Source organism: Micromonospora sp. CA-246542 (assembly GCF_050942905.1).
GTDB lineage: Bacteria > Actinomycetota > Actinomycetes > Mycobacteriales > Micromonosporaceae > Micromonospora.
The window spans coordinates 1,895,262-1,913,651 of record NZ_CP192040.1 but is presented as its reverse complement, the minus strand read 5'-3'; the positions used below and the strand labels follow the sequence as shown (position 1 = coordinate 1,913,651).

Here is an 18,390-nt window from a genome sequence, read left to right as displayed (position 1 = left end):
GGACCTGCTGCGCGAGCTGGCGCCGCAGGTCCTCGGCGTGCTCACCCGCCGGTTCGGTGACTTCGCCACCGCCGAGGACGCCGTCCAGGAGGCGCTGCTCGCCGCCGCCAGCCAGTGGCCGGCCGACGGGCTGCCGACGAACCCCCGGGGCTGGCTGATCCAGGTCGGCTACCGCCGGATGATCGAGCTGGTGCGCGGCGAGCAGGCCCGGCGTCGCCGCGAGGACCTGGTCACCCGTCAGGACCCGGACGACCGGCGGTACGCGCCGGCCCCGGACGAGGAGCTGACCGCCGAGCGGGACGACACCCTGGTCCTGCTCTTCCTCTGCTGCCACCCGGCCCTCGCCGCGGCGTCGGCCGTCGCGTTGACCCTGCGCGCGGTCGGCGGTCTGAGCACCGCCGAGATAGCCCGCGCGTTCCTGGTGCCCGAGGCGACCATGGCGCAGCGGATCAGCCGGGCAAAGCAGCGGATCCGCACGTCCGGGCTGCCGTTCCGGATGCCCGAAGAGGCGGAGCGGGCCGATCGGCTGGCCGCCGTCCGACAGGTGCTCTACCTGATCTTCACCGAGGGGCACACCAGTACCGCCGGCCCGGACCTACGCCGGGTCGACCTCGCGGCCGAGGCGATCCGGCTGACCCGGGCGCTGCACGTACGCCTGCCCGACGACAGTGAGACCGCCGGGCTGCTCGCGTTGCTGCTGCTCACGGAGGCGCGCAGTCCCGCACGAACCGGGCCGTCCGGAGAGCTGATCCCACTGGCCGAGCAGGATCGCAGTCGCTGGGACGCAGCGGCCATCGCCGAAGGCGTCGCACTGGTCACGGCGGCGCTGCCGCGCGGCCCGGTCGGCCCCTACCAGGTGCAGGCCGCCATCGCCGCGCTGCACGACGAGGCTCTTAGTACCGACGCGACCGACTGGCCCCAGATCCTGGCGCTGTATGACGTGCTGGATCGGTTGGCCGGCACCCCGGTGGTCGCGCTCAACCGGGCCGTCGCGACCGCCATGGTGCACGGGCCCGCTGCCGGCCTCCGGGCCCTCGACACGCTGACCGACGATCCCCGGCTGGCCGGACACCACCGGCTGCCCGCCGCCCGCGCGCACCTGCACGAGATGGCCGGCGACCGGGAGCGGGCCATCGCGGACTACCGGGATGCCGCCGCCCGCACGAGCAGCCTCCCCGAACAGCGCTACCTCACCATGCGCGCCGCCCGCCTCGCCGATGCCGGCAGCTCCACTGCCGAAGTTGTCAATCTTGGACAGTTTCCGTCAGCAGGGAACGGAAACTGTCCAAGATCTACCCAAACCACGGAGGGCGGCGAGGACTGATGGCGTACGTGCTGCTGGGAATCGCCATCCTCGCCGAGGTGGTGGCGACCAGCCTGATCAAGAGCACCGCCGGGTTCACCCGCGTCTGGCCGACACTGGGCTGCCTCACCGGGTACGCGCTGGCGTTCCTCCTGCTCGCCCAGGCCGTCAAGGAGATACCGGTCGGCGTCGCGTACGCCCTCTGGTCGGGCCTGGGCACCGCGGCCATCGTGGCGATCGGCGCGGTGTTCCTGGGCGAGTCGGTCGGGCCGGTCAAGCTCGTGGGCATCGCTCTGATCATCGCGGGCGTGGTCATCGTGAACCTGACCGGCGAGCAGCACTGAGCGGGCTCGGGCTGCCGAAGGACGCGATGGCCGGGCCCGGTACGGGCCCGGCCATCTGGCGTTGGTCGCCGCCGGTCGCTCAGCCGGCGGTGCAGCTCACCTGCGGTGTGGGGTTGGCGCCGCTCCAGCCGCCGAGGAAGCCGAAGGTAGCGCTGGCGCCGGCGGCCAGTCGGCCGTTGTAGTCCGCGTTCCGCGCGGTCACCGTGGAACCGCTGCTGGTCACAGTCGCGTTCCAGGACTGCGTGACGCTCTGACCGTTGGCGAGTGTCCACCGTGCCGTCCATCCGGTGATCGCCGACGCGCCGGCGGTCACCCGCACCTCACCCTGGAAGCCGCCCTGCCACTGGTTGGTGATGGTGTACGTCGCCGTGCAGCCACCGGCGGGCGGCGGCGTGGTCGTCGGAGGGGGCGTGGTCGGCGGGGGCGTGGTGGGAGGCGGCGTGGTCGGCGGAGGCGTGGTCGGCGGGGGCGTGGTCGGCGGGGGCGTGGTCGGCGGCGGGGGGCCACCGAAGACGGTGGCCTCGCGGGACGTCTGCCGGATGCCGTTGACGCCGTTGAAGACCCGCTGCCCCCAGGTGGTCAGGCTGGCCGGGTTGAAGGCGGTGGCCATGTCGAGATACTCGACGCCACCCCCGTTGCCGCTCCACGACCAGCCGAGCCAGCCGATCCCGTTGGCCTGGCTGTACGCGAGGATGGTGTCCTCGTCCGGGTCGCCGTCGGAGTGGTTGAAGCCGAACTCACCGACCACGATGGGCAGCCCCGCCGTACGGAACCGGCCCAGATAGTCGCTGATCTCGGCAGCGGTGTCGAAGACGCCGTACATGTGGATGGAGAAGACCGTGTTGCGGGCCGGGTCGGCGGCGAAGACCGACGCGGCGTTGTCGCGCATCGTGAACGACCAGTCCTGACCCCAGTTCGGGGCGTCCACCATGATGGTGTGGGTCAGGCCGCCGGCCCGCAGCCGCTTGATCGCGTTGGCGCTGTCGGTGGCCCACGAGGCGTAGTTCTGGTTGCCGTACGGCTCGTTGCCGATGTTGACGAGAACGTACCGCTCCTGACCGACCAGCACGTCCTTCAGGCTGAGCCAGTAATCGACGGCACGATCCAGGGTGATCGCGCCGCTCTGCTCGCCGTACCCGGTGGTGTCGTGGACCTCCAGCACGCAGATCAGCCGGTTGGCCTTGCACAGCGAGATGACGTTGGCGACGTCGGCGTTGGTGTTCCGGGTCCAGCGGTCGCCGCTGGCGAGCACCACCCGCACGGTGTTCGCGCCCAGCGCCTTGACGTTGGCGAACGAGCTGGTCTGCTGCGGGTACCAGGTGTGCGCGTGGTTGACGCCGCGCATGACGAATTCGGCGCCGTTGGCGTCGTACAGCTTGCCGCCCGCGACGGAGAAGCCGGCTGCGGCGTGCGCCGGTTGACCGAACGCCAGCACGGCGAGCAGCAGCGCGAGCAGGGCGGCGCCGACGGCGGAGAGTCGAGTCTTCATGGCCTTCCTCAGGGAGGACCCCCGATGCCCGGCGAGGGTGGGGTACGACAGGGGAAGGCGGCTGCAGCCCGACAGCCGCCGCCCGACTCCCGGCGGCGCGCATCAGCCTAGGGCGATGGATCAGCCCTCGCAACCGGTTCAGTAGAACGCTCGAAGGGGCGGACGGCCGTGACGGCCCGCGCGGACGCGGGCCGTCACGGGGCGGTCATCCCCACCACAGGATGTGCGCCACACCGAGGGTCTTAACCGGTTAAGAGGACCGTAGGCGGGTCCACCGCATCCGTCAAGCATCGCCCGGGCGAACCGGACGGGAGGGTTGACCGTTGCTGACCTGGGTATCCCGTGACGAACCGTCGGCGAGAAGGAGATAACGGGATGGTGAGCGTCGGCTACACCCTGATGTGCGAGCAGGCCGGACCGAAGCAACTGGTGGACCACGCGGTGCGGGCCGAGGCGGCCGGCTTCGACCAACTGGTGATGTCCGACCACTACTATCCGTGGCTGGACTCGCAGGGCCACTCCCCGTACGCCTGGTCGGTGCTCGGCGCGGTCGCGCACGCCACCTCCCGCGCGGAGCTGATGTCCTTCGTGACCTGCCCGATCCGCCGCTACCACCCGGCCGTGGTCGCCCAGAAGGCCAGCACCATCGGCGCGCTGTCGGACGGGCGGTTCACCCTCGGCCTGGGCGCCGGGGAGAACCTCAACGAGCACGTGGTCGGCGGCTGGCCGCACGTGCAGCAGCGCCACGAGATGTTCGAGGAGGCGTTGCAGATCATCCGTCCGCTGCTGAACGGCGAGACGTTGACCTTCTCCGGGAACCACTTCGACGTACCCGACGCCTACGTCTGGGACCGCCCCGAGCGGCCCGTCCCGATGGCGATCGCCGCCTCCGGCCGGCAGTCCGCCACGCTCGCCGCCGAGTACGGCAACGGACTCGTCTCCACCGAGCCCGACCGGCACATCATCGAGATGTACGACGACGCGGGCGGCGCGGGCCAGCCCCGCTACGGGCAGGTGGCGATCTGCTACGGCCCGGACGAGGCCGAGTGCCGCAAGATCGTGCACGACCAGTTCCGCTGGTTCGGCATGGGCTGGAAGGTCAACGCCGACCTGCCGGGGCCGGAGTCCTTCGCCGCCGCCACCCAGTTCGTCCGGGAGGAGGACGTCGCCGAGGGCATCTCCTGCGGCCCGGACGTGGAAGCGCACGTCGACGCGTTCCGCAAGTTCGTCGACGCCGGCTTCACGCACGTGGCGATCATCCAGGTCGGCGGGGAGACCCAGCCGATGTTCCTGGACTGGGCGCAGGATCAGCTACTGCCCCGGCTCCGCGAGCTGTGAGCCGCCCGTGGCCCGAACTCACGGACAGGTGACCATGCATGCGCTTCGGTAACACGGAGATCCGCCCGCTCGGTGGTGGCCTCGGCTGCCTTCTGATGATCCTCTTCTCGATCGTGGCCTCGGTGGTGCTGACGGTCCTGCTCAACCTGGTGCTCTGAGGCGTCGTCAGCGGCGCAGACCCAGTGCGCTCAGCACCTCGTGGGACGCCACCCGAGCCGGGTCGAGCACCGCGCGTCGGGTCCACCGGGCCGCCGGCGGGACGGTGGCCCGCCAGACCGCGCGCAGGCCACGCGCCGCCGGCACGACCGTCACCGACCAGACCCAGCGGCTGCCCGACAGCAGCGGACGTACGGTGTGCCGCCACAGCCAGCGCAGCCCCAACCCGACCGGGCGCAGCAGCAGTCGGTAGACCCACCGCAACAGCCAGCCGGCGGTCCGCCACGCCCCCACCAGCGCGGCCACGACCAGCCGGCCGAACCCGACGACGAGCCACCGGACTCCCCGCGCCAGGCCGACCACGACCCACCGGACCCCCACGCCAGCGCGACGAGCGCGACGCCCACCGCCCCGGCGAGCGCGGCAGCGCCGCGCCGCAGCAGCCGTCCGGCGGGGGCGAGGGCCGCGCCCAGCCAGCGCAGCGGCCGCACGACCAGGTGCTCGGCCAGCCAGACCAGCACCCGACCCAGGGCCACCAGAGGTGGGCGCAGGCCGTGGCGGGCCAACCACACCAGCGGCGTCCAGAGGATCGTGCGGACCGCCCAGGCGAAGGCGTACGCCAACCACACCAGCGGCAGCCAGACAAGCGTGCGGGTCACCCAGGCCACGCCGCGCCCCAGCCACACCAGCGGCACCCACACGAGGTTGCGGGCCACCCACGCGACACCCCGGGCCAGCCACACCAGCGGCACCCACACGAGGTTGCGGGCCACCCAGCGCAGCGGACGCCACAGTAGGTGGTCGGCGCACCAGAGCAGCGGACGCCACACCAGCCGGTCCAGGGCCCAGACCAACGGGGCCACCAGCCAGTCGCGCAGGAACCGTCCGACCGGGGTCAGCAGGTACCGGCCCAGCAGCCGGCCGGCAGCCGCGATCAGCTCCCAGAGCAGGCGTACCGGCAGCACGAAGACCAGCGCGACACCGCGCGCGACGGCCGCGACGAGCGGCAGCGCGACGGTGTCCGGCTCGGTCGTGCCCACCGCCGACGGAGCTCGGGCCGCGAGCGTCACCATCGGCGTGGCCGGCCGGTCGGTCGGCGGCCCGGGCAGCGGCGGACGGAGGGTGGGGTGGTCGGTCACGGTGGGCACGGTAGCCCGACGATGCCATCCGCCGGAGCCCCGGCTCGGTCACAGGTCGATGGTGACCAGCAGTGGATAGTGGTCGGAGGCCGTGTCCGTCGTCGCGTCGCGGATCACCCGGCAGTCGCGCACCCGCTCGGCCACCGCACGGCTGCCCAACAGGTAGTCCAGGCGCATCCCGGCGAACTCCGCACCGCCGAACCGGGTGGGCACGGTCAGACCCGCGGCCTCCGGCGCGTCGCCGTTGGCGGACGGCCACAGGTCGACCAGGTCGGCGGCGAGCAGCTGGGCGACCGCGCGGGTGTCCACCGCACCGCCGCGCCGACGGAGGTGCCGCCGCTTGTAGAGAGCGGGCAGGCCGTCCAGACGAGCGGTGTGGTCGACCGTCGGGTCGAGCGAGTTGAGGTCACCGGCGAGCAGGGTCATCGGCCCGGGAGCGCGGCGCAGGGCAGCGACCAGCCAGTCGACCTCCATCCGTCGGCGACCTCCGGAGTACGGGTACAGGTGGGTGCCGACAACGGTGAGCGGCCCGGCCGGGGTGGACACCACGACGCGGGCGGCGGCGTGGTGGAACGGCCGACGCAGGGGCCCTGCGGCGAGCACCCGGTACGGCGGCCGGACCAGCACCGCCACCGGCTGCCCGAAGCAGGACCGGGCGAGGTGGGGCGTCATCCCGACCCGGTCCGCCACAGTAGCCATCAGCCCCGCCCGGTCGAAGCCGCGCAGCTCCTGCAACGCCAACACGTCCGGCGCCTGCTGGTCGACGACCTGGACCACCCGATCGAGCCGGTCGGAGCCGCCACGGTCCCGGCCGCCGGTACGGATGTTCCAGGTCATCACCCGCAGCATCGCGGTGCTCAGTCGGGTCGGCCGGCGCGCGCCAGCTCGTCGTCGAGGGTGTCCACGTCCTCCGACTCGATGGCCGGTTGGTTGCCCTTCGCCAGGTCGGCGTTGGGGCGGATCACGAGGTAGAGCAGGCCGATCCAGAGCGCCGAGAGCAGGATCGCGCCCATGAAGTCGGTCGGGTGGTGCATTCCCCGGTACATCCGGGAGATGGCGACCCCGGCCGGCATGATCACGGCCAGCGCCACGAAGATCCACCGCCACCAGCGATCGGTACGCGGGAACACGATCAGCGTGATCGCCAGCCAGACGCAGATCGTGGCCGCGATGTGCCCGGACGGGAACGAGGAGGTGGGCATCTGCCCGTCCAGGTTCTCCACCGGCGGACGCGGCCGACCGACCACGTGCGCCGAGGCGAGGAAGAGGGTCAGCTCACCGACCATCGCCAGCACCACGAACAGGACGGGCCGCCACCGCCGCCACACCGCGAGCACCAGCGGGCAGAACACCAGCGAGATGAGCAGGATGGCGTGGGTGTCCCCGAACTTGCTCCACCACCAGCTCACGTCGGTCAGCACGTCCGTGTGCCGGTCGGCGAACCAGCGCGGGACCTCGGTATCCAGGGTCGCGAAGAAGGTGCCCTTGGCGTGGTAGCTGACGAACATGCCGAAGCCGTACAGCGCGCCGAACACCAGCACCCAGCCGACCAGCAGCTCGGCCACCGCAGAGCGGGGGTGCGCCAGCACACGCTCCTCGGCCGGGGCGATGGCGATGTCGTGCCCCGCCTCCGGCTCCAGCCCCTCGGTCAGCGGCGGCACCGGCTTGCCGCGCTCGCGCCGCCACAGCCGGAAGGCGTACGCGGTGACGCCCAGCCAGCCGGCACCGAGCAGCCAGGCGCCCAGCACGTCGGAGACGAAGTGCACGCCCAGCGCGATCCGGGTCAGCCCGATCAGCGCCACCAGCACGCCGACGCCGACAATCGCGGGCTTGCGCCAGCGGGGCGCCATCGCCGGCAGGAACACCAGCAGCAGCGCCCCGTACGCGACGATGGAGCCGAGCGCGTGCCCGCTCGGGAAGCTGTTGCCGGGAGCGCTGGCGACCGGGACGTCCACCACCGGGCGGAGTCGACCGACGAGCGCCTTGAGCGACGGGTCGAGGATCAGCCCGCCGACCCCCGTGACGATCAGGTAGACGGCCAGCCGGGGCTGCCGCCGGATCAGCAGGCCGATCGCCGGAATCGCGACCAGCCAGATGAGGATCGGTCGACCACCCAGATCGGTCACCGCCTGGAGCACGGTGACCAGCGGGTGGTGTGGGGCGACGAGCGAGTTGAACCACTCGGCGGCCGCGTGGTCGGCGTCCTGCAACGGGCTCCACCGGAAACGGACGAGCAACAGCAACAGCCCGAACGCCGCGCCCGCGCCGATGACGGCGACCAGACCGGCGATGCTCCGTTCGGCGAAGTGACCGATCGGACGCCGAGCCACCTCTTTGACCGCGGTCACCCCGCACCTCCCTTGTCGTACCTGGCGAGGCGAGGTACCCGATCCGCGTCCGGCGTACACCCGGACGCGCTCAGAGCGCGGTCATGTCACCGGTGTCGAACAACTCGGCGCGGTCGGCCTCGGGTTCCCACAGGTCGGGCTGCGCCGGCTCCTGCACGCCGATCCGCAGCGCCTCCAACTGGGCGGCGAAGGCCAGCCCGCCGAAGAGCGCCATGCCGGTCAGGTTGGCCCAGAGCAGCAGCGCCATCATGCCGGTCAACGCGCCGTAGGTCTGCCCGAAGCCCTCACTGAACTTGACGTACGCGGCGAGCAGCAGGCTGGCCAGCCACCACAGGGCCGTGGCGATGCCGGCGCCGAAGAACAGCCACGACAGGCCGGGCTGGTTGCGGCGCGGCGCGTGCCGGAAGAGCACCGCCACGGCGAGCACGGTCAGGCCGAGGCTCAACGGAAACCGGATCACGTTCCAGATGATGTTGGCGGTCTCGCCCCACTCGTAGTGCTCGCGCACCGAGTCGCCCATCGCGCCGCCGCCGACGAGGATCAGGAAGCCGGCCAGCGCGGGCAGGCCGGCGGTGACCGCCAGGACGGCCGCCCGTAGGTACTTCCAGAGGGCCGGGCGGTCCCGCTCGACGCCGTAGATGCGGTTGGCGCCCCGCTCGATCTGGGCCATCGTGGTGGTCAGCGCGACCAGACCGGTGAGCAGACCCAGGGTGAGCGCCAGCTCCCCCGCGTCCTCGACGCGTTCGCCCTCGCCGAGCAGTTCGCCGACCACCTCGGCGCTCTGGCCGGGGGTGAGCGCCAGCACGGTGTCGGCGACGACCCGGCCGCCCTCCTCGACGCCCAGCTCGCTGATCAGACCGGTGAGCGCGATGAGGAACGGCACCACGGCCAGGCAGAGCTGCAACGCGAACGCGCGGGAGTGGCTGAACCCGTCGCCGTAGCGGAACCGGATGAACGCGTCCCGCAGCAGGTGCCAGCCGCCCTTGCGGCGCAGTGTGCGCCAGGCGTCGTCGGCCGACAGCTCCTCGTCGGCCATCAGCCGGGTCTCCGGCACGATCCGGGTGCTACTCACGGCGCGCTTCCTCGATCAGCTGCTCGCCCCGCTCCCCGGCGCCCTGTGCGTCGACGGACAGGTCGGGAGCGTCCTCGGGCTGCGGGACGCAGAGCCACAACGCCTGCGGCCGGATCTCGGCGCGGAGCTGCCGTCCGGGGGCGATGAGGTCGCCGTCCAGCTCCCGTGGCTGCGGGCGGTTGCTGCTGACCACCACCGTCCGGCCACGGAAGACCTCCATCTGCGGCACCTGGCCGCTGCGGCGGACCACGGCCCAGCCGAGCGCGAGCCAGTGCCGCAGGTTACGCGGGGTGAGCACGGCGACGTCGAGCCAACCGTCGTCCGGCTCGGCCTCGGTCAGCAGGGTCACGCCGCCCTGGAGCCGGCCGACGTTGGCGATCAGCACCGAGCGGGCCCGGCGGCGCACCGGCGGGCGGTCGTCGATGCGGATCTGCACCCGCATCGGCCGGTCCCGCAGGTGCTTCACGGCACCCATCACGTACGCCGGCCAGCCGATGCGGGCCTTGGTGGTCTCGTTGGTGGCGTCGAGCATCTGGGCGTCGAAACCCATACCGGCCATCACGGTGAAGTACTGGTCCTCCACCGCGCCGACGTCGAGCAGCCGCCGACCGCGTTCGACGGCGACCTGGAGCCCCGCCGGGAGGTCGGTGGAGAGGCCGAGGTTGGCGGCGAGCAGGTTTCCGGTGCCCTGCGGCAGGACGGCGAGGGCCACGTCGGTGCCGACGAGCGCGCTGACGCAGGACATCACGGTGCCGTCGCCGCCGCACGCGAAGACCAGGTCGACGCCGTCCTTGACGGCCTGTTCGGTCTGGCCCCGGCCGGGATCGTCGACGGTCGTCTCGAACCACCGCGGCTCGGGCCACCCGGCGGCGGCGAGCGCGTCGTTCACGGTGCGGCGCAGCTCGTCGAGGTCGGCGACCTTCGACGGGTTGACCACCACGGCGGAGCGCAGCCCGCCGTCGCCACCTGAGGGGCGCCTGTCCTGTCCAGCATCCACGGCGTCAGTGTGCAGCACCGGGCCGCTGTCAGCGACCCGGCGAACCGCAGGCGTCGGAAGTGCCACAGACAGGTTTCAACGCGCGGGTGCCCGTCACGCCGCCGCGCGCAGCGCCGCCTCCACCCGGCGGCGCAGATCGTCGAGGTCGACCCCGGCCTCGGTGAGCACCAGCGCGCCCAGTCCCTGGCCCTCACGCAGCACCCCGAGCAGGATGTGCTCGGTGCCGATGTGCTTGTGCCGCAGCCGCAGCGCCTCCCGCAACGACAGCTCCAGCGCCTTCTTCGAGCGGGGCGAGAACGGGCCGCCCAGGTAGCGGCGACGCCCCCAGCGGCGGCGCGGGGCCGGCACCGCCTCGCGCAGCGCGTCGGGGCCGAAGGACTGTTCGATGCGGGCCACGATCGCGGCGAGGTCGATGCCGATCTCGCGCAGCGCCGCCGCGTCCGCGTCGCCGAGGCCGGCGCCCCCGCCCGTGGTGTGCCGCCGGACCCGCTCACGCAGGTCGTCGGCGCGGACCCCGGCTTCGGCCAGCACACGGCCGGCCAGGCCGTCCTCGTCGGCGAGCAGGGCGAGCAGCAGGTGTTCGGTGCCGACCGGCCGCCGGCCCTCGGCCCGGGCCTCCTCGAGCGCCCGCCGCACCACGCCTCGCGCCCGGTCGGTGAACCGTTCGAACATCACGCCTCCCAGGATGAGTTGACCGCCGGTCGCCCGGCGTGCTTCTTGTGCACCGCCTGCCGGCTGACCTCGAGCGCGTCGGCGATCTCCTGCCAGGACCAGCCCTGTCGCCGGGCGTTGTCCACCTGGACCACCTCGAGTCGCTCGAGCAGCCGGCGTAGCGCGCGGACGGCGCGGAGCCCGACTCGGGGGTCGGTGCTGCCGGCTGCCGCCGCGAGTTCCGTTGCCTGACTCATGGTGTCAACATACGTTGACAGCGCCCGTTCGTCAACGGTCGTTGACATCGCGAGCCCTGGTTCGCGTACCCCATGGGTCGATCCCACCCACACGCCGCAGTCATCCGACTACCCTCGGTGCAGGGACAGCGTGGTCGTGCCGGGCGCGACGCCCGGGAGGTGGTATCGGATGGCGGCATCGGCCGACGCGGAGGTGCTGGTCGGCCTCGGCTCGGACGGTGACCTACCGGTCGTGGAGCAGGCCGCCCAGGAGGCCGCCGGTCACGGGCGGCCCCTGCACCTGGTGCACACCTTCGACTGGCACGCCGCCTTCGCGGCGGACACCGTGGCCGCGCCCCGCGACGCCGCCGAGAGTCTGATCACCCGGGCGGCCCAGCTCGCCCACCAGGTCGAACCGGGTCTGACCGTGCGCGCCGAGATCGTCGAGAGCGCCCTGCTGCCCACCCTCATCCGCCGGTCCGAGACGGCCTTCCTGCTGGCCGTCGGGGACAGCGGAATGGCCGGCAGCGGTCAGTGCGTACCGGCCGACACGCCCGCCGTGCAGTTGGCGGCGCGGGCCAACTGCCCGCTGCTGGTGGTCCGCCGCGAACCGCCGCCGCAGGGACCGGTCCTGGCCGGAGTGGACGGCTCGCCCAGCTCCCACCTCGCCCTGCGGTGGGCCGTGGAGTGCGCCGCCCGACGCGGCGCGCGCCTCGTGGCCCTGCGGGTGGTGGAGAGCGACGAGGACACCGACGCGGTCGCCGAGCAGCTCGGCGAGGCGCTGGCCCGCCACGTCGACCGGCACACCGCAGTGCCCACCGAGTGCCGGGTCGTCCGCGGCGACCCGGCACAGGTGCTCATCGACACGTCCCGGTCGGTCCAGATGGCGCTGGTCGCCGCCCGCGGCGACGAACCGGGACGCGCCATGCTCGGCGCGGTCGCCCAGTCCCTGCTCTACCACTCCCCCGCCCCGGTGGTCGTCGTACGCGGCCTCGCCGAGGTGCCGCTTCCCGGGCCCGACGACCACCCGAGGAGGGACCAACGACCCTGACCGAACACGTCCGCAGCGGCGAGGCTGAACGCGGACACCCACCCCCTACCCGCGAGAGGCAGCATCATGGATACCGCTGAAGACGTACAGCGCGCACTCACCGACGACGAGCTGCGCCGGCTGGACGCCTACTGGCGTGCCGCGAACTACCTCACCGTCGGGCAGATCTACCTGCTGGGCAACCCCCTGCTGCGCGAGCCGCTGACCCCCGACGACATCAAGCCCCGGCTGCTCGGGCACTGGGGCACCAGTCCCGGGCTCAACCTGATCTACGCCCACCTCAACCGGGTGATCGTCGCCCGCGACCTGAACGCCATGCTGGTCACCGGCCCCGGGCACGGCGGCCCGGCCATCGTGGCCAACACGTGGCTGGAGGGCACCTGGTCCGAGCGCTACCACGACGTCGCACGCGACGAGACCGGCATGGCCCGGCTGTTCCGCCAGTTCTCCTTCCCCGGCGGCATCCCCAGCCACGTCGCGGCGGACGTGCCAGGTTCGATCCACGAGGGCGGCGAGCTGGGGTACGCCCTGAGCCACGCCTACGGGGCCGCGTTCGACCACCCGGATCTCGTGGTCGCCTGCGTGGTGGGCGACGGTGAGGCGGAGACCGGCCCACTGGCCGGCAGTTGGCTCTCCAACGTCTTTCTCAACCCGGCCCGGGACGGCGCGGTGCTGCCCATCCTGCACCTCAACGGCTACAAGATCGCCAATCCCACCGTGCTGTCCCGGATCCCCGAGACGGACCTGCTGGACCTCATGCGCGGCTCGGGTTACGAGCCGTACGTGGTGGCCGGCGACGACCCGAGCGTGGTGCACCGCGCTCTCGCGGCCACCATGGACCGGGCGCTGGACGAGATCGCCACGATCCAGCGCCGGGCCCGCTCCGGCGGCGTCGTCGAGCGTCCCCGCTGGCCGATGATCATCCTGCGGACGCCGAAGGGCTGGACGGGACCGCGCGAGGTCGACGGTACGGAGGTGGAGGGCACCTACCGCGCGCACCAGGTGCCGCTGTCCGGCGTACGCGACAACCCGGCGCACCTGGCCGAGCTGGAGCGCTGGCTACGCAGCTACCGACCGGAGGAGCTGTTCGACGCCACCGGAGCGCCGGTCGACGAGCTGCGGACCCTGCCGCCGCGCGGTGACCGGCGGATGAGCGCCAACCCGGTCACCAACGGCGGAGTGGTCCTGCGCGACCTGGCCCTGCCCGATTTCGGCGAGTACGGCGTGGACGTACCCGAACCGGGTCAGCCGATGGCCGGCGCGACCGGCGTGCTCGGTCCGTGGATCCGCGACGTGATCGCCGCCAACCCGCAGACGTTCCGGCTGTTCGGCCCGGACGAGGTCGCGTCCAACCGGTTGGGCGCCGCCTTCGAGGTGACCGACCGCGCCTGGATGGCCGCGACGGTCCCCGGCGACGACCACCTCTCGCCGGACGGCCGGGTCATGGAGGTGCTGTCCGAGCACCTGTGCCAGGGATGGCTGGAGGGTTACCTGCTGACCGGCCGGCACGGGGTGTTCACCAGCTACGAGGCCTTCATCCACATCGTCGACTCGATGCTCAACCAGCACGCCAAGTGGTTGAAGGTGACCCGGGCCATCCCCTGGCGGCAGCCGCTCGCCTCGCTGAACTACCTGCTGTCCAGCCACGTCTGGCGGCAGGACCACAACGGCTTCTCCCACCAGGACCCGGGCTTCATCGACCACGTGGTCAACAAGAAGGCCGAGGTGGTACGCGTCTACCTGCCGCCGGACGCCAACACCCTGCTCGCCACCATGGACCACTGCCTGCGCAGCCGGCACTACATCAACGTGGTCGTGGCCGGGAAGCAGCCGGCGCCCAACTGGCTCACCGTCGACGAGGCGATCCAGCACACCCGCCGCGGCCTGGGCATCTGGGAGTGGGCCAGCACCGACGACGACTGTGAGCCGGACGTCGTCCTCGCCTGCTGCGGCGACGTGCCCACCCTGGAGACGCTGGCCGCCGCCGACCTGCTGCGCCGGCACCTGCCGGAGCTGAAGGTCCGGCTGGTCAACGTCGTCGACCTGATGCGCCTGCAACCGGACACCGAACACCCGCACGGCCTGCCCGACAAGGAGTTCGACACCATCTTCACCCCGGACCGACCGGTCATCTTCGCCTACCACGGCTACCCGTGGCTCATCCACCGCCTGACCTACCGCCGGTCGAACCACGAGAACCTGCACGTACGCGGCTACAAGGAGGAGGGCACCACCACCACCCCGTTCGACATGGTGATGCTCAACGACCTGGACCGGTTCCACCTGGTCATCGACGTCATCGACCGGGTGCCCGGGCTGGGCGCGCGCGCCGCGCACCTACGCCAGCAGATGGTCGACGCCCGGCAGGCGGCCCGCGACTACACGCGCCGGTACGGCGAGGACGACCCGCAGGTCGCCGAGTGGCGGTGGGTCCGCGAGACCGACCCGATGAACCCCTGAAGGAGGACGACGTGCGGGACGCGGAGATTCTGGTCGGCTACGACGGCTCGACCGACGCGTCGGTGGCCCTTGACTGGGCGTTGGCCGAGGCCGAGCGCAGTGGTCAGCCGGTGCGGCTGGCGTACGTCTTCGAATGGCTGACCGTGGCCAGTTGGGTCGGTCCGGGCGTGGCGCCCGGCATCTGGCCGGACGACACCGCCCGGCGGCAGGTGGACGACCTGGTCCGCAAGGCCGCCGCGAACGCCGCCGCCGCGCATCCCGGCCTGACGATCACCAGCGAGGTGTACGACGGACCGCCCGCCCTCGTGTTGCAGGAACGCTCCACCGACGCGGGGATGCTGGTGCTCGGCAGCCGGGGCCACGGCGGGTTCGGCGGACTGCTGGCCGGCTCGACGGCGGTAGCGGTCGCCGCGCACGCCCACTGTCCCGTCGTCATCGTCCGCGACGGCTCGGCCCACGGCCCGGCCGAGCCGGTGACGGTCGGGGTGGACGCCTCCGAGCCGTCGCTGGTGGCGCTCGGCTTCGCGGCCGAGCGGGCAACCCAACGACGGGTACCGCTGCGGGTGCTGCACGCCTGGACACCGGGCCCGGGTGGGGCGGCCGGGACGCCCGACGAACGGGCGGCCGTCGAGGAGGCGGTCGAGCCCTGGCGGCGGACGTTCCCCGAGCTGGATGTCACGGTAGACCTCGTCGGGGGCAGTCCGGCGGCGACGCTGATCGAGGCCAGCCGGTCGGCCCAGTTGGTGGTGGTCGGCAGCCGGGGCCGGGGTGGGCTGGCCGGGATGCTGCTCGGCTCGGTCAGCCAGCAGGTCATCCAGCACGCCGGCTGCCCGGTCGCCGTCGTCCGGGAACGTTGACGCCGATCCGCTCTCAGGCACCGCCCAGCAGGCCGCAGGATGAAACGGCAATACACCACGCGAAGCAAGGGCACCTTTCTCACGCCTGATGCATAGAAAGGGCCCCCTCCTTACAAGTCGAAGGTCGGGCACGATGGTCGAGACGGAAAGGTCGTGACGATGAGTCAGGAAAGTTCGCTGACCACCGCGCTGGCGGAGGCCGCCGCCACCGCCGGCCACGCCCCCTCGGTGCACAACACGCAGCCCTGGCGTTGGCGGGTACTCCCCGACTCGCTGGAACTGCACACGGTCGCCGACCGGCAGCTCGCGGCCGGCGACCCGGAAGGGCGGCTGCTGGCGGTCAGCTGCGGCGCCGCTCTGCACCACGCCCGGGTGGCGCTGGCCGCCGAGGGCTGGCGCGCGGTGGTGCGCCGCCTACCCGACCCGGGCGAGGAGAGCCTGGTGGCCCGTCTGACCGACCTGACCCGGACCGAGGCCGATCCGGACGCCATGCGACTCGTGCAGTGCATGTCGGTGCGGCACACCGACCGACGGCCGGTCAGTGACGAGCCGGTGCCCACCGACTCGATGGGGGAGATCACCCGGGCGGTCACCGACGAGGGCAGCCGCCTGCAGATCCTCGACCGCGACCAGGTGCTGGAGCTGGCCGCCACGGCCGGGCACGCCGGCGCGGTCGAGGCCGAGGACCCGGAGCTGCGCGCCGAGATGGCGTACTGGACGAGCCGCGCCGACACCGGCACCGGTCTGCCCGCCGACGTGCTCCCCGCGGAGCCGCCACAGACCACCGTGCCGGGCCGCGACTTCGGCCGCCCCGGTAGCCTGCCGATCGGTCCCGGCCACGACCGGATGGCGGTGTACGCGCTGCTGCACGGCGACGAGGACGACCGGGACAGCTGGCTCCGTGCCGGTGAAGCCCTCTCCGCCGCCTGGCTGACCGCGACCCGGCTCGGCGTGTCGGTGGTACCCCTCAGCGCGGTCGTCGAGGTCCCCGGCACCCGGCAGACACTGCGCCAGGTGCTCGCCGGCATCGGCTTCCCGTACCTCGTGCTGCGCCTGGGGATCGCGGACCCGGCGCAGGCGGGACCGCCGCACACCCCGCGACTGGCCGGCGAGCAGGTGGTCGACACCTCCGCGGTGCGCGGCAACCAGGCCTGACGGGTCGATCGACACCGCCGGTCGACGCTACGATCGCGCGGTGACCAGCAGCGTCCCGCAGCCTCGCCCGGAAACCCCGGTGACGCCGTCGCTCGGCCTGAGCCCGCTGTCCCGGGTACGCCTCGACGAACTGCTCCAGGAGATGCTGGACCGGGTCGGCGAAGTGATGACCAGCCGGGAGCGGCTTCGGGCGCTGCTCGACGCGGTCGTCGGCATCGGCACCAACCTGGATCTGCGCACCACCCTGCGGCGCATCGTGCAGGCGGCCTGCGAGCTGGTCGGCGCGCAGTACGGCGCGCTGGGCGTGGTGGGCCCGGACCGGCTGCTGCACGACTTCATCGTGCACGGCGTGACACCCGAGCAGCACGCGCGGATCGGCGACCTGCCCCACGGGCGGGGCGTGCTCGGCCTGCTCATCGACGATCCCCGCCCGCTGCGCATGCCGGACATCACCCAGCACCCCCGCTCCTACGGCTTCCCCGCCAACCACCCGCCCATGCACAGCTTCCTGGGCGTGCCGGTACTCATCCGGGAACAGGTGTTCGGCAACCTCTACCTGGCCGAGAAGCAGGGCGGCGCGCAGTTCACCGAGGACGACGAGGAGATCGTCGTCGCGCTCGCCGCCGCCGCCGGTGTGGCCATCGAGAACGCCCGCCTGTACGCCCTCGCCCACCGGCGGGAACGCTGGCTCGCGGCGACCGCCGAAATAACCACGGTGCTGCTCGGCGAGGTACGGCGTACCGACGCGCTGGCACTCGTCGCCCGCCGCGCCCGGGAGGTCGCCGAGGCGGAGTTGGCGCTGGTGCTGCTGCACGACGCCGACACCGCGCAGTTCACCGTGGAGGTGGTCGACGGCGTCGACGAGCGGGCCCAACCGCTGGTCGGCGCGGTACTGCCGGCCGCCGAGACCAGCTTCGGGACGGCCGTGGCGCAGGGACGGCACGACCAGGTGGACGACCTCGCGCACGCCGCGCCCTGGCCGGCGCTGCTGCACACCGGGCCAGCGATCGTCTCACCGCTGGCCACCGCCGAGACACTGCACGGCGTGCTCATCGTGGCGCACCGGCCGGAGCGTGGCGGCGGCGCCAGCGACGAGGACGTGGCGCTGCTGGGCAGCTTCGCCGGCCAGGCGGCGCTGGCCATGGAGCGGGCGCGCGGTCAGGAGGAGCGCGAGCTGTTGGTGGTCCTGGAGGACCGCGAGCGGATCGCCCGGGACCTGCACGACGTGGTGATCCAGCGGCTCTTCGCCACCGGTTTGCAGTTGCAGAGCGCCGCGCCGATGATGGCCCGCCCCGAGGTCGCCAAACGGATCAACGCCGCCGTCGACGACCTCGACGACACCATCCGCGACATCCGGCGCACCATCTTCGAGCTGCGGACACCGATGACCGCCGCGCTGCGCACCGAGATCCGCGAGGCGATCGAGCTGGCCGCCGAGTCCCTGGGTTTCAAGCCGCACCTGGAGCTGACCGGCCCGGTGGACAGTGCCGTCCCCGACACCATCCGCCCGGAGCTGGCCGCCGTGCTGCGCGAGGCGCTGTCCAACACGGTCCGCCACGCGCGGGCCACCCGCGTCGACGTGGCCGTACGCGTCGAGGGCGATCAGGTGAGCGTGACGGTCACCGACGACGGGGTGGGCTGCGACCCGAGTGCGGCCCGAGGCGGCCTGGTCAACCTGCGCGAACGCGCCGACCGCCTGGACGGCGTCTTCACCATCAACCCCGTCGACCCACACGGCACCGAGCTGCACTGGGCGGTGCCCCTGCGCGACTGACGCCCCGCCGCTCGCGCCGA

Annotated in this window: 17 protein-coding genes; 8 read left to right on the top strand and 9 right to left on the bottom strand. The window is 72.6% G+C overall.

Features of this window, described 5'->3' with window-relative positions:
- Nucleotides 1–37: 37 nt before the first annotated feature.
- Both ACQP0N_RS08965 and ACQP0N_RS08960 read left to right on the top strand, forming a co-directional pair.
- A complete protein-coding gene (locus ACQP0N_RS08965) occupies nt 38–1,324 on the top strand; it encodes an RNA polymerase sigma factor (protein WP_433119069.1) in 1,287 nt (428 codons plus the stop codon).
- Nucleotides 1,324–1,647, top strand: a complete 324-nt coding sequence (locus ACQP0N_RS08960; RefSeq protein WP_355051803.1) for a DMT family transporter — start codon at nt 1,324–1,326, stop codon at nt 1,645–1,647. The genes ACQP0N_RS08965 and ACQP0N_RS08960 overlap by 1 nt, the downstream gene beginning before the upstream one ends.
- Before the next feature lie 79 nt (nt 1,648–1,726).
- Here ACQP0N_RS08960 and ACQP0N_RS08955 read toward each other — a convergent pair whose 3' ends face one another.
- A complete protein-coding gene (locus tag ACQP0N_RS08955; RefSeq protein WP_433119066.1) occupies nt 1,727–3,136 on the bottom strand; it encodes a cellulase family glycosylhydrolase in 1,410 nt (469 codons plus the stop codon).
- Nucleotides 3,137–3,511: 375 nt separating this feature from the next.
- Here ACQP0N_RS08955 and ACQP0N_RS08950 point away from each other — a divergent pair, with 375 nt between their 5' ends.
- Nucleotides 3,512–4,474, top strand: coding sequence for a TIGR03557 family F420-dependent LLM class oxidoreductase (locus tag ACQP0N_RS08950; RefSeq protein ID WP_355051801.1), 963 nt, complete (start codon nt 3,512–3,514; stop codon nt 4,472–4,474).
- 165 nt (nt 4,475–4,639) lie between these two features.
- Here the strand turns inward: ACQP0N_RS08950 and ACQP0N_RS08945 are convergent, their stop codons facing one another.
- The 8 genes from ACQP0N_RS08945 to ACQP0N_RS08910 all read right to left on the bottom strand — a co-directional run bounded on the left by ACQP0N_RS08945 (nt 4,640) and on the right by ACQP0N_RS08910 (nt 11,094).
- Nucleotides 4,640–4,786, bottom strand: coding sequence for a hypothetical protein (locus ACQP0N_RS08945; protein ID WP_433119064.1), 147 nt, complete (start codon nt 4,784–4,786; stop codon nt 4,640–4,642).
- Nucleotides 4,783–5,769: a hypothetical protein gene (locus ACQP0N_RS08940; protein WP_433119062.1), complete on the bottom strand. Its 987-nt coding sequence runs from the start codon at nt 5,767–5,769 to the stop codon at nt 4,783–4,785. Before ACQP0N_RS08940 ends, ACQP0N_RS08945 begins: the two co-directional genes overlap by 4 nt.
- Nucleotides 5,770–5,817: 48 nt before the next feature.
- On the bottom strand, nt 5,818–6,618 hold the full coding sequence (locus tag ACQP0N_RS08935) for an endonuclease/exonuclease/phosphatase family protein (RefSeq protein WP_433119060.1): 801 nt from the start codon (nt 6,616–6,618) through the stop codon (nt 5,818–5,820).
- 8 nt (nt 6,619–6,626) lie between these two features.
- Entirely contained in the window at nt 6,627–8,117 is a 1,491-nt protein-coding gene (locus ACQP0N_RS08930) for a phosphatase PAP2 family protein (protein WP_433119058.1), read from the bottom strand.
- 70 nt (nt 8,118–8,187) lie between these two features.
- Nucleotides 8,188–9,189 carry a YihY/virulence factor BrkB family protein gene (locus ACQP0N_RS08925; RefSeq protein WP_355051797.1) on the bottom strand — a complete coding sequence of 334 codons (1,002 nt, stop codon included), beginning with the start codon at nt 9,187–9,189 and terminating at the stop codon, nt 8,188–8,190.
- On the bottom strand, nt 9,182–10,186 hold the full coding sequence (locus ACQP0N_RS08920) for a diacylglycerol/lipid kinase family protein (protein WP_433119055.1): 1,005 nt from the start codon (nt 10,184–10,186) through the stop codon (nt 9,182–9,184). The genes ACQP0N_RS08925 and ACQP0N_RS08920 overlap by 8 nt, the downstream gene beginning before the upstream one ends.
- 93 nt (nt 10,187–10,279) lie before the next feature.
- Entirely contained in the window at nt 10,280–10,858 is a 579-nt protein-coding gene (locus tag ACQP0N_RS08915) for a Clp protease N-terminal domain-containing protein (protein WP_433121526.1), read from the bottom strand.
- Nucleotides 10,858–11,094, bottom strand: a complete 237-nt coding sequence (locus ACQP0N_RS08910) for an HTH domain-containing protein (protein WP_007457155.1) — start codon at nt 11,092–11,094, stop codon at nt 10,858–10,860. The genes ACQP0N_RS08915 and ACQP0N_RS08910 overlap by 1 nt, the downstream gene beginning before the upstream one ends.
- A 169-nt stretch (nt 11,095–11,263) precedes the next feature.
- On the opposite strand from ACQP0N_RS08910, the gene ACQP0N_RS08905 reads away from it, so the two are divergent.
- The 5 genes from ACQP0N_RS08905 (at nt 11,264) to ACQP0N_RS08885 (ending at nt 18,370) form a co-directional block, all read left to right on the top strand.
- Entirely contained in the window at nt 11,264–12,124 is an 861-nt protein-coding gene (locus tag ACQP0N_RS08905; protein ID WP_433119053.1) for a universal stress protein, read from the top strand.
- A gap of 66 nt (nt 12,125–12,190) precedes the next feature.
- Entirely contained in the window at nt 12,191–14,584 is a 2,394-nt protein-coding gene (locus tag ACQP0N_RS08900) for a phosphoketolase family protein (RefSeq protein WP_433119051.1), read from the top strand.
- A gap of 11 nt (nt 14,585–14,595) precedes the next feature.
- The gene (locus tag ACQP0N_RS08895; protein ID WP_433119048.1) at nt 14,596–15,441 is read left to right on the top strand and encodes a universal stress protein; all 846 of its coding nucleotides are present in this window, start codon (nt 14,596–14,598) and stop codon (nt 15,439–15,441) included.
- A gap of 159 nt (nt 15,442–15,600) precedes the next feature.
- A complete protein-coding gene (locus ACQP0N_RS08890; RefSeq protein WP_433119046.1) occupies nt 15,601–16,596 on the top strand; it encodes an Acg family FMN-binding oxidoreductase in 996 nt (331 codons plus the stop codon).
- A gap of 97 nt (nt 16,597–16,693) precedes the next feature.
- Entirely contained in the window at nt 16,694–18,370 is a 1,677-nt protein-coding gene (locus ACQP0N_RS08885) for a GAF domain-containing protein (RefSeq protein ID WP_433121524.1), read from the top strand.
- Nucleotides 18,371–18,390 lie beyond the last annotated feature (20 nt).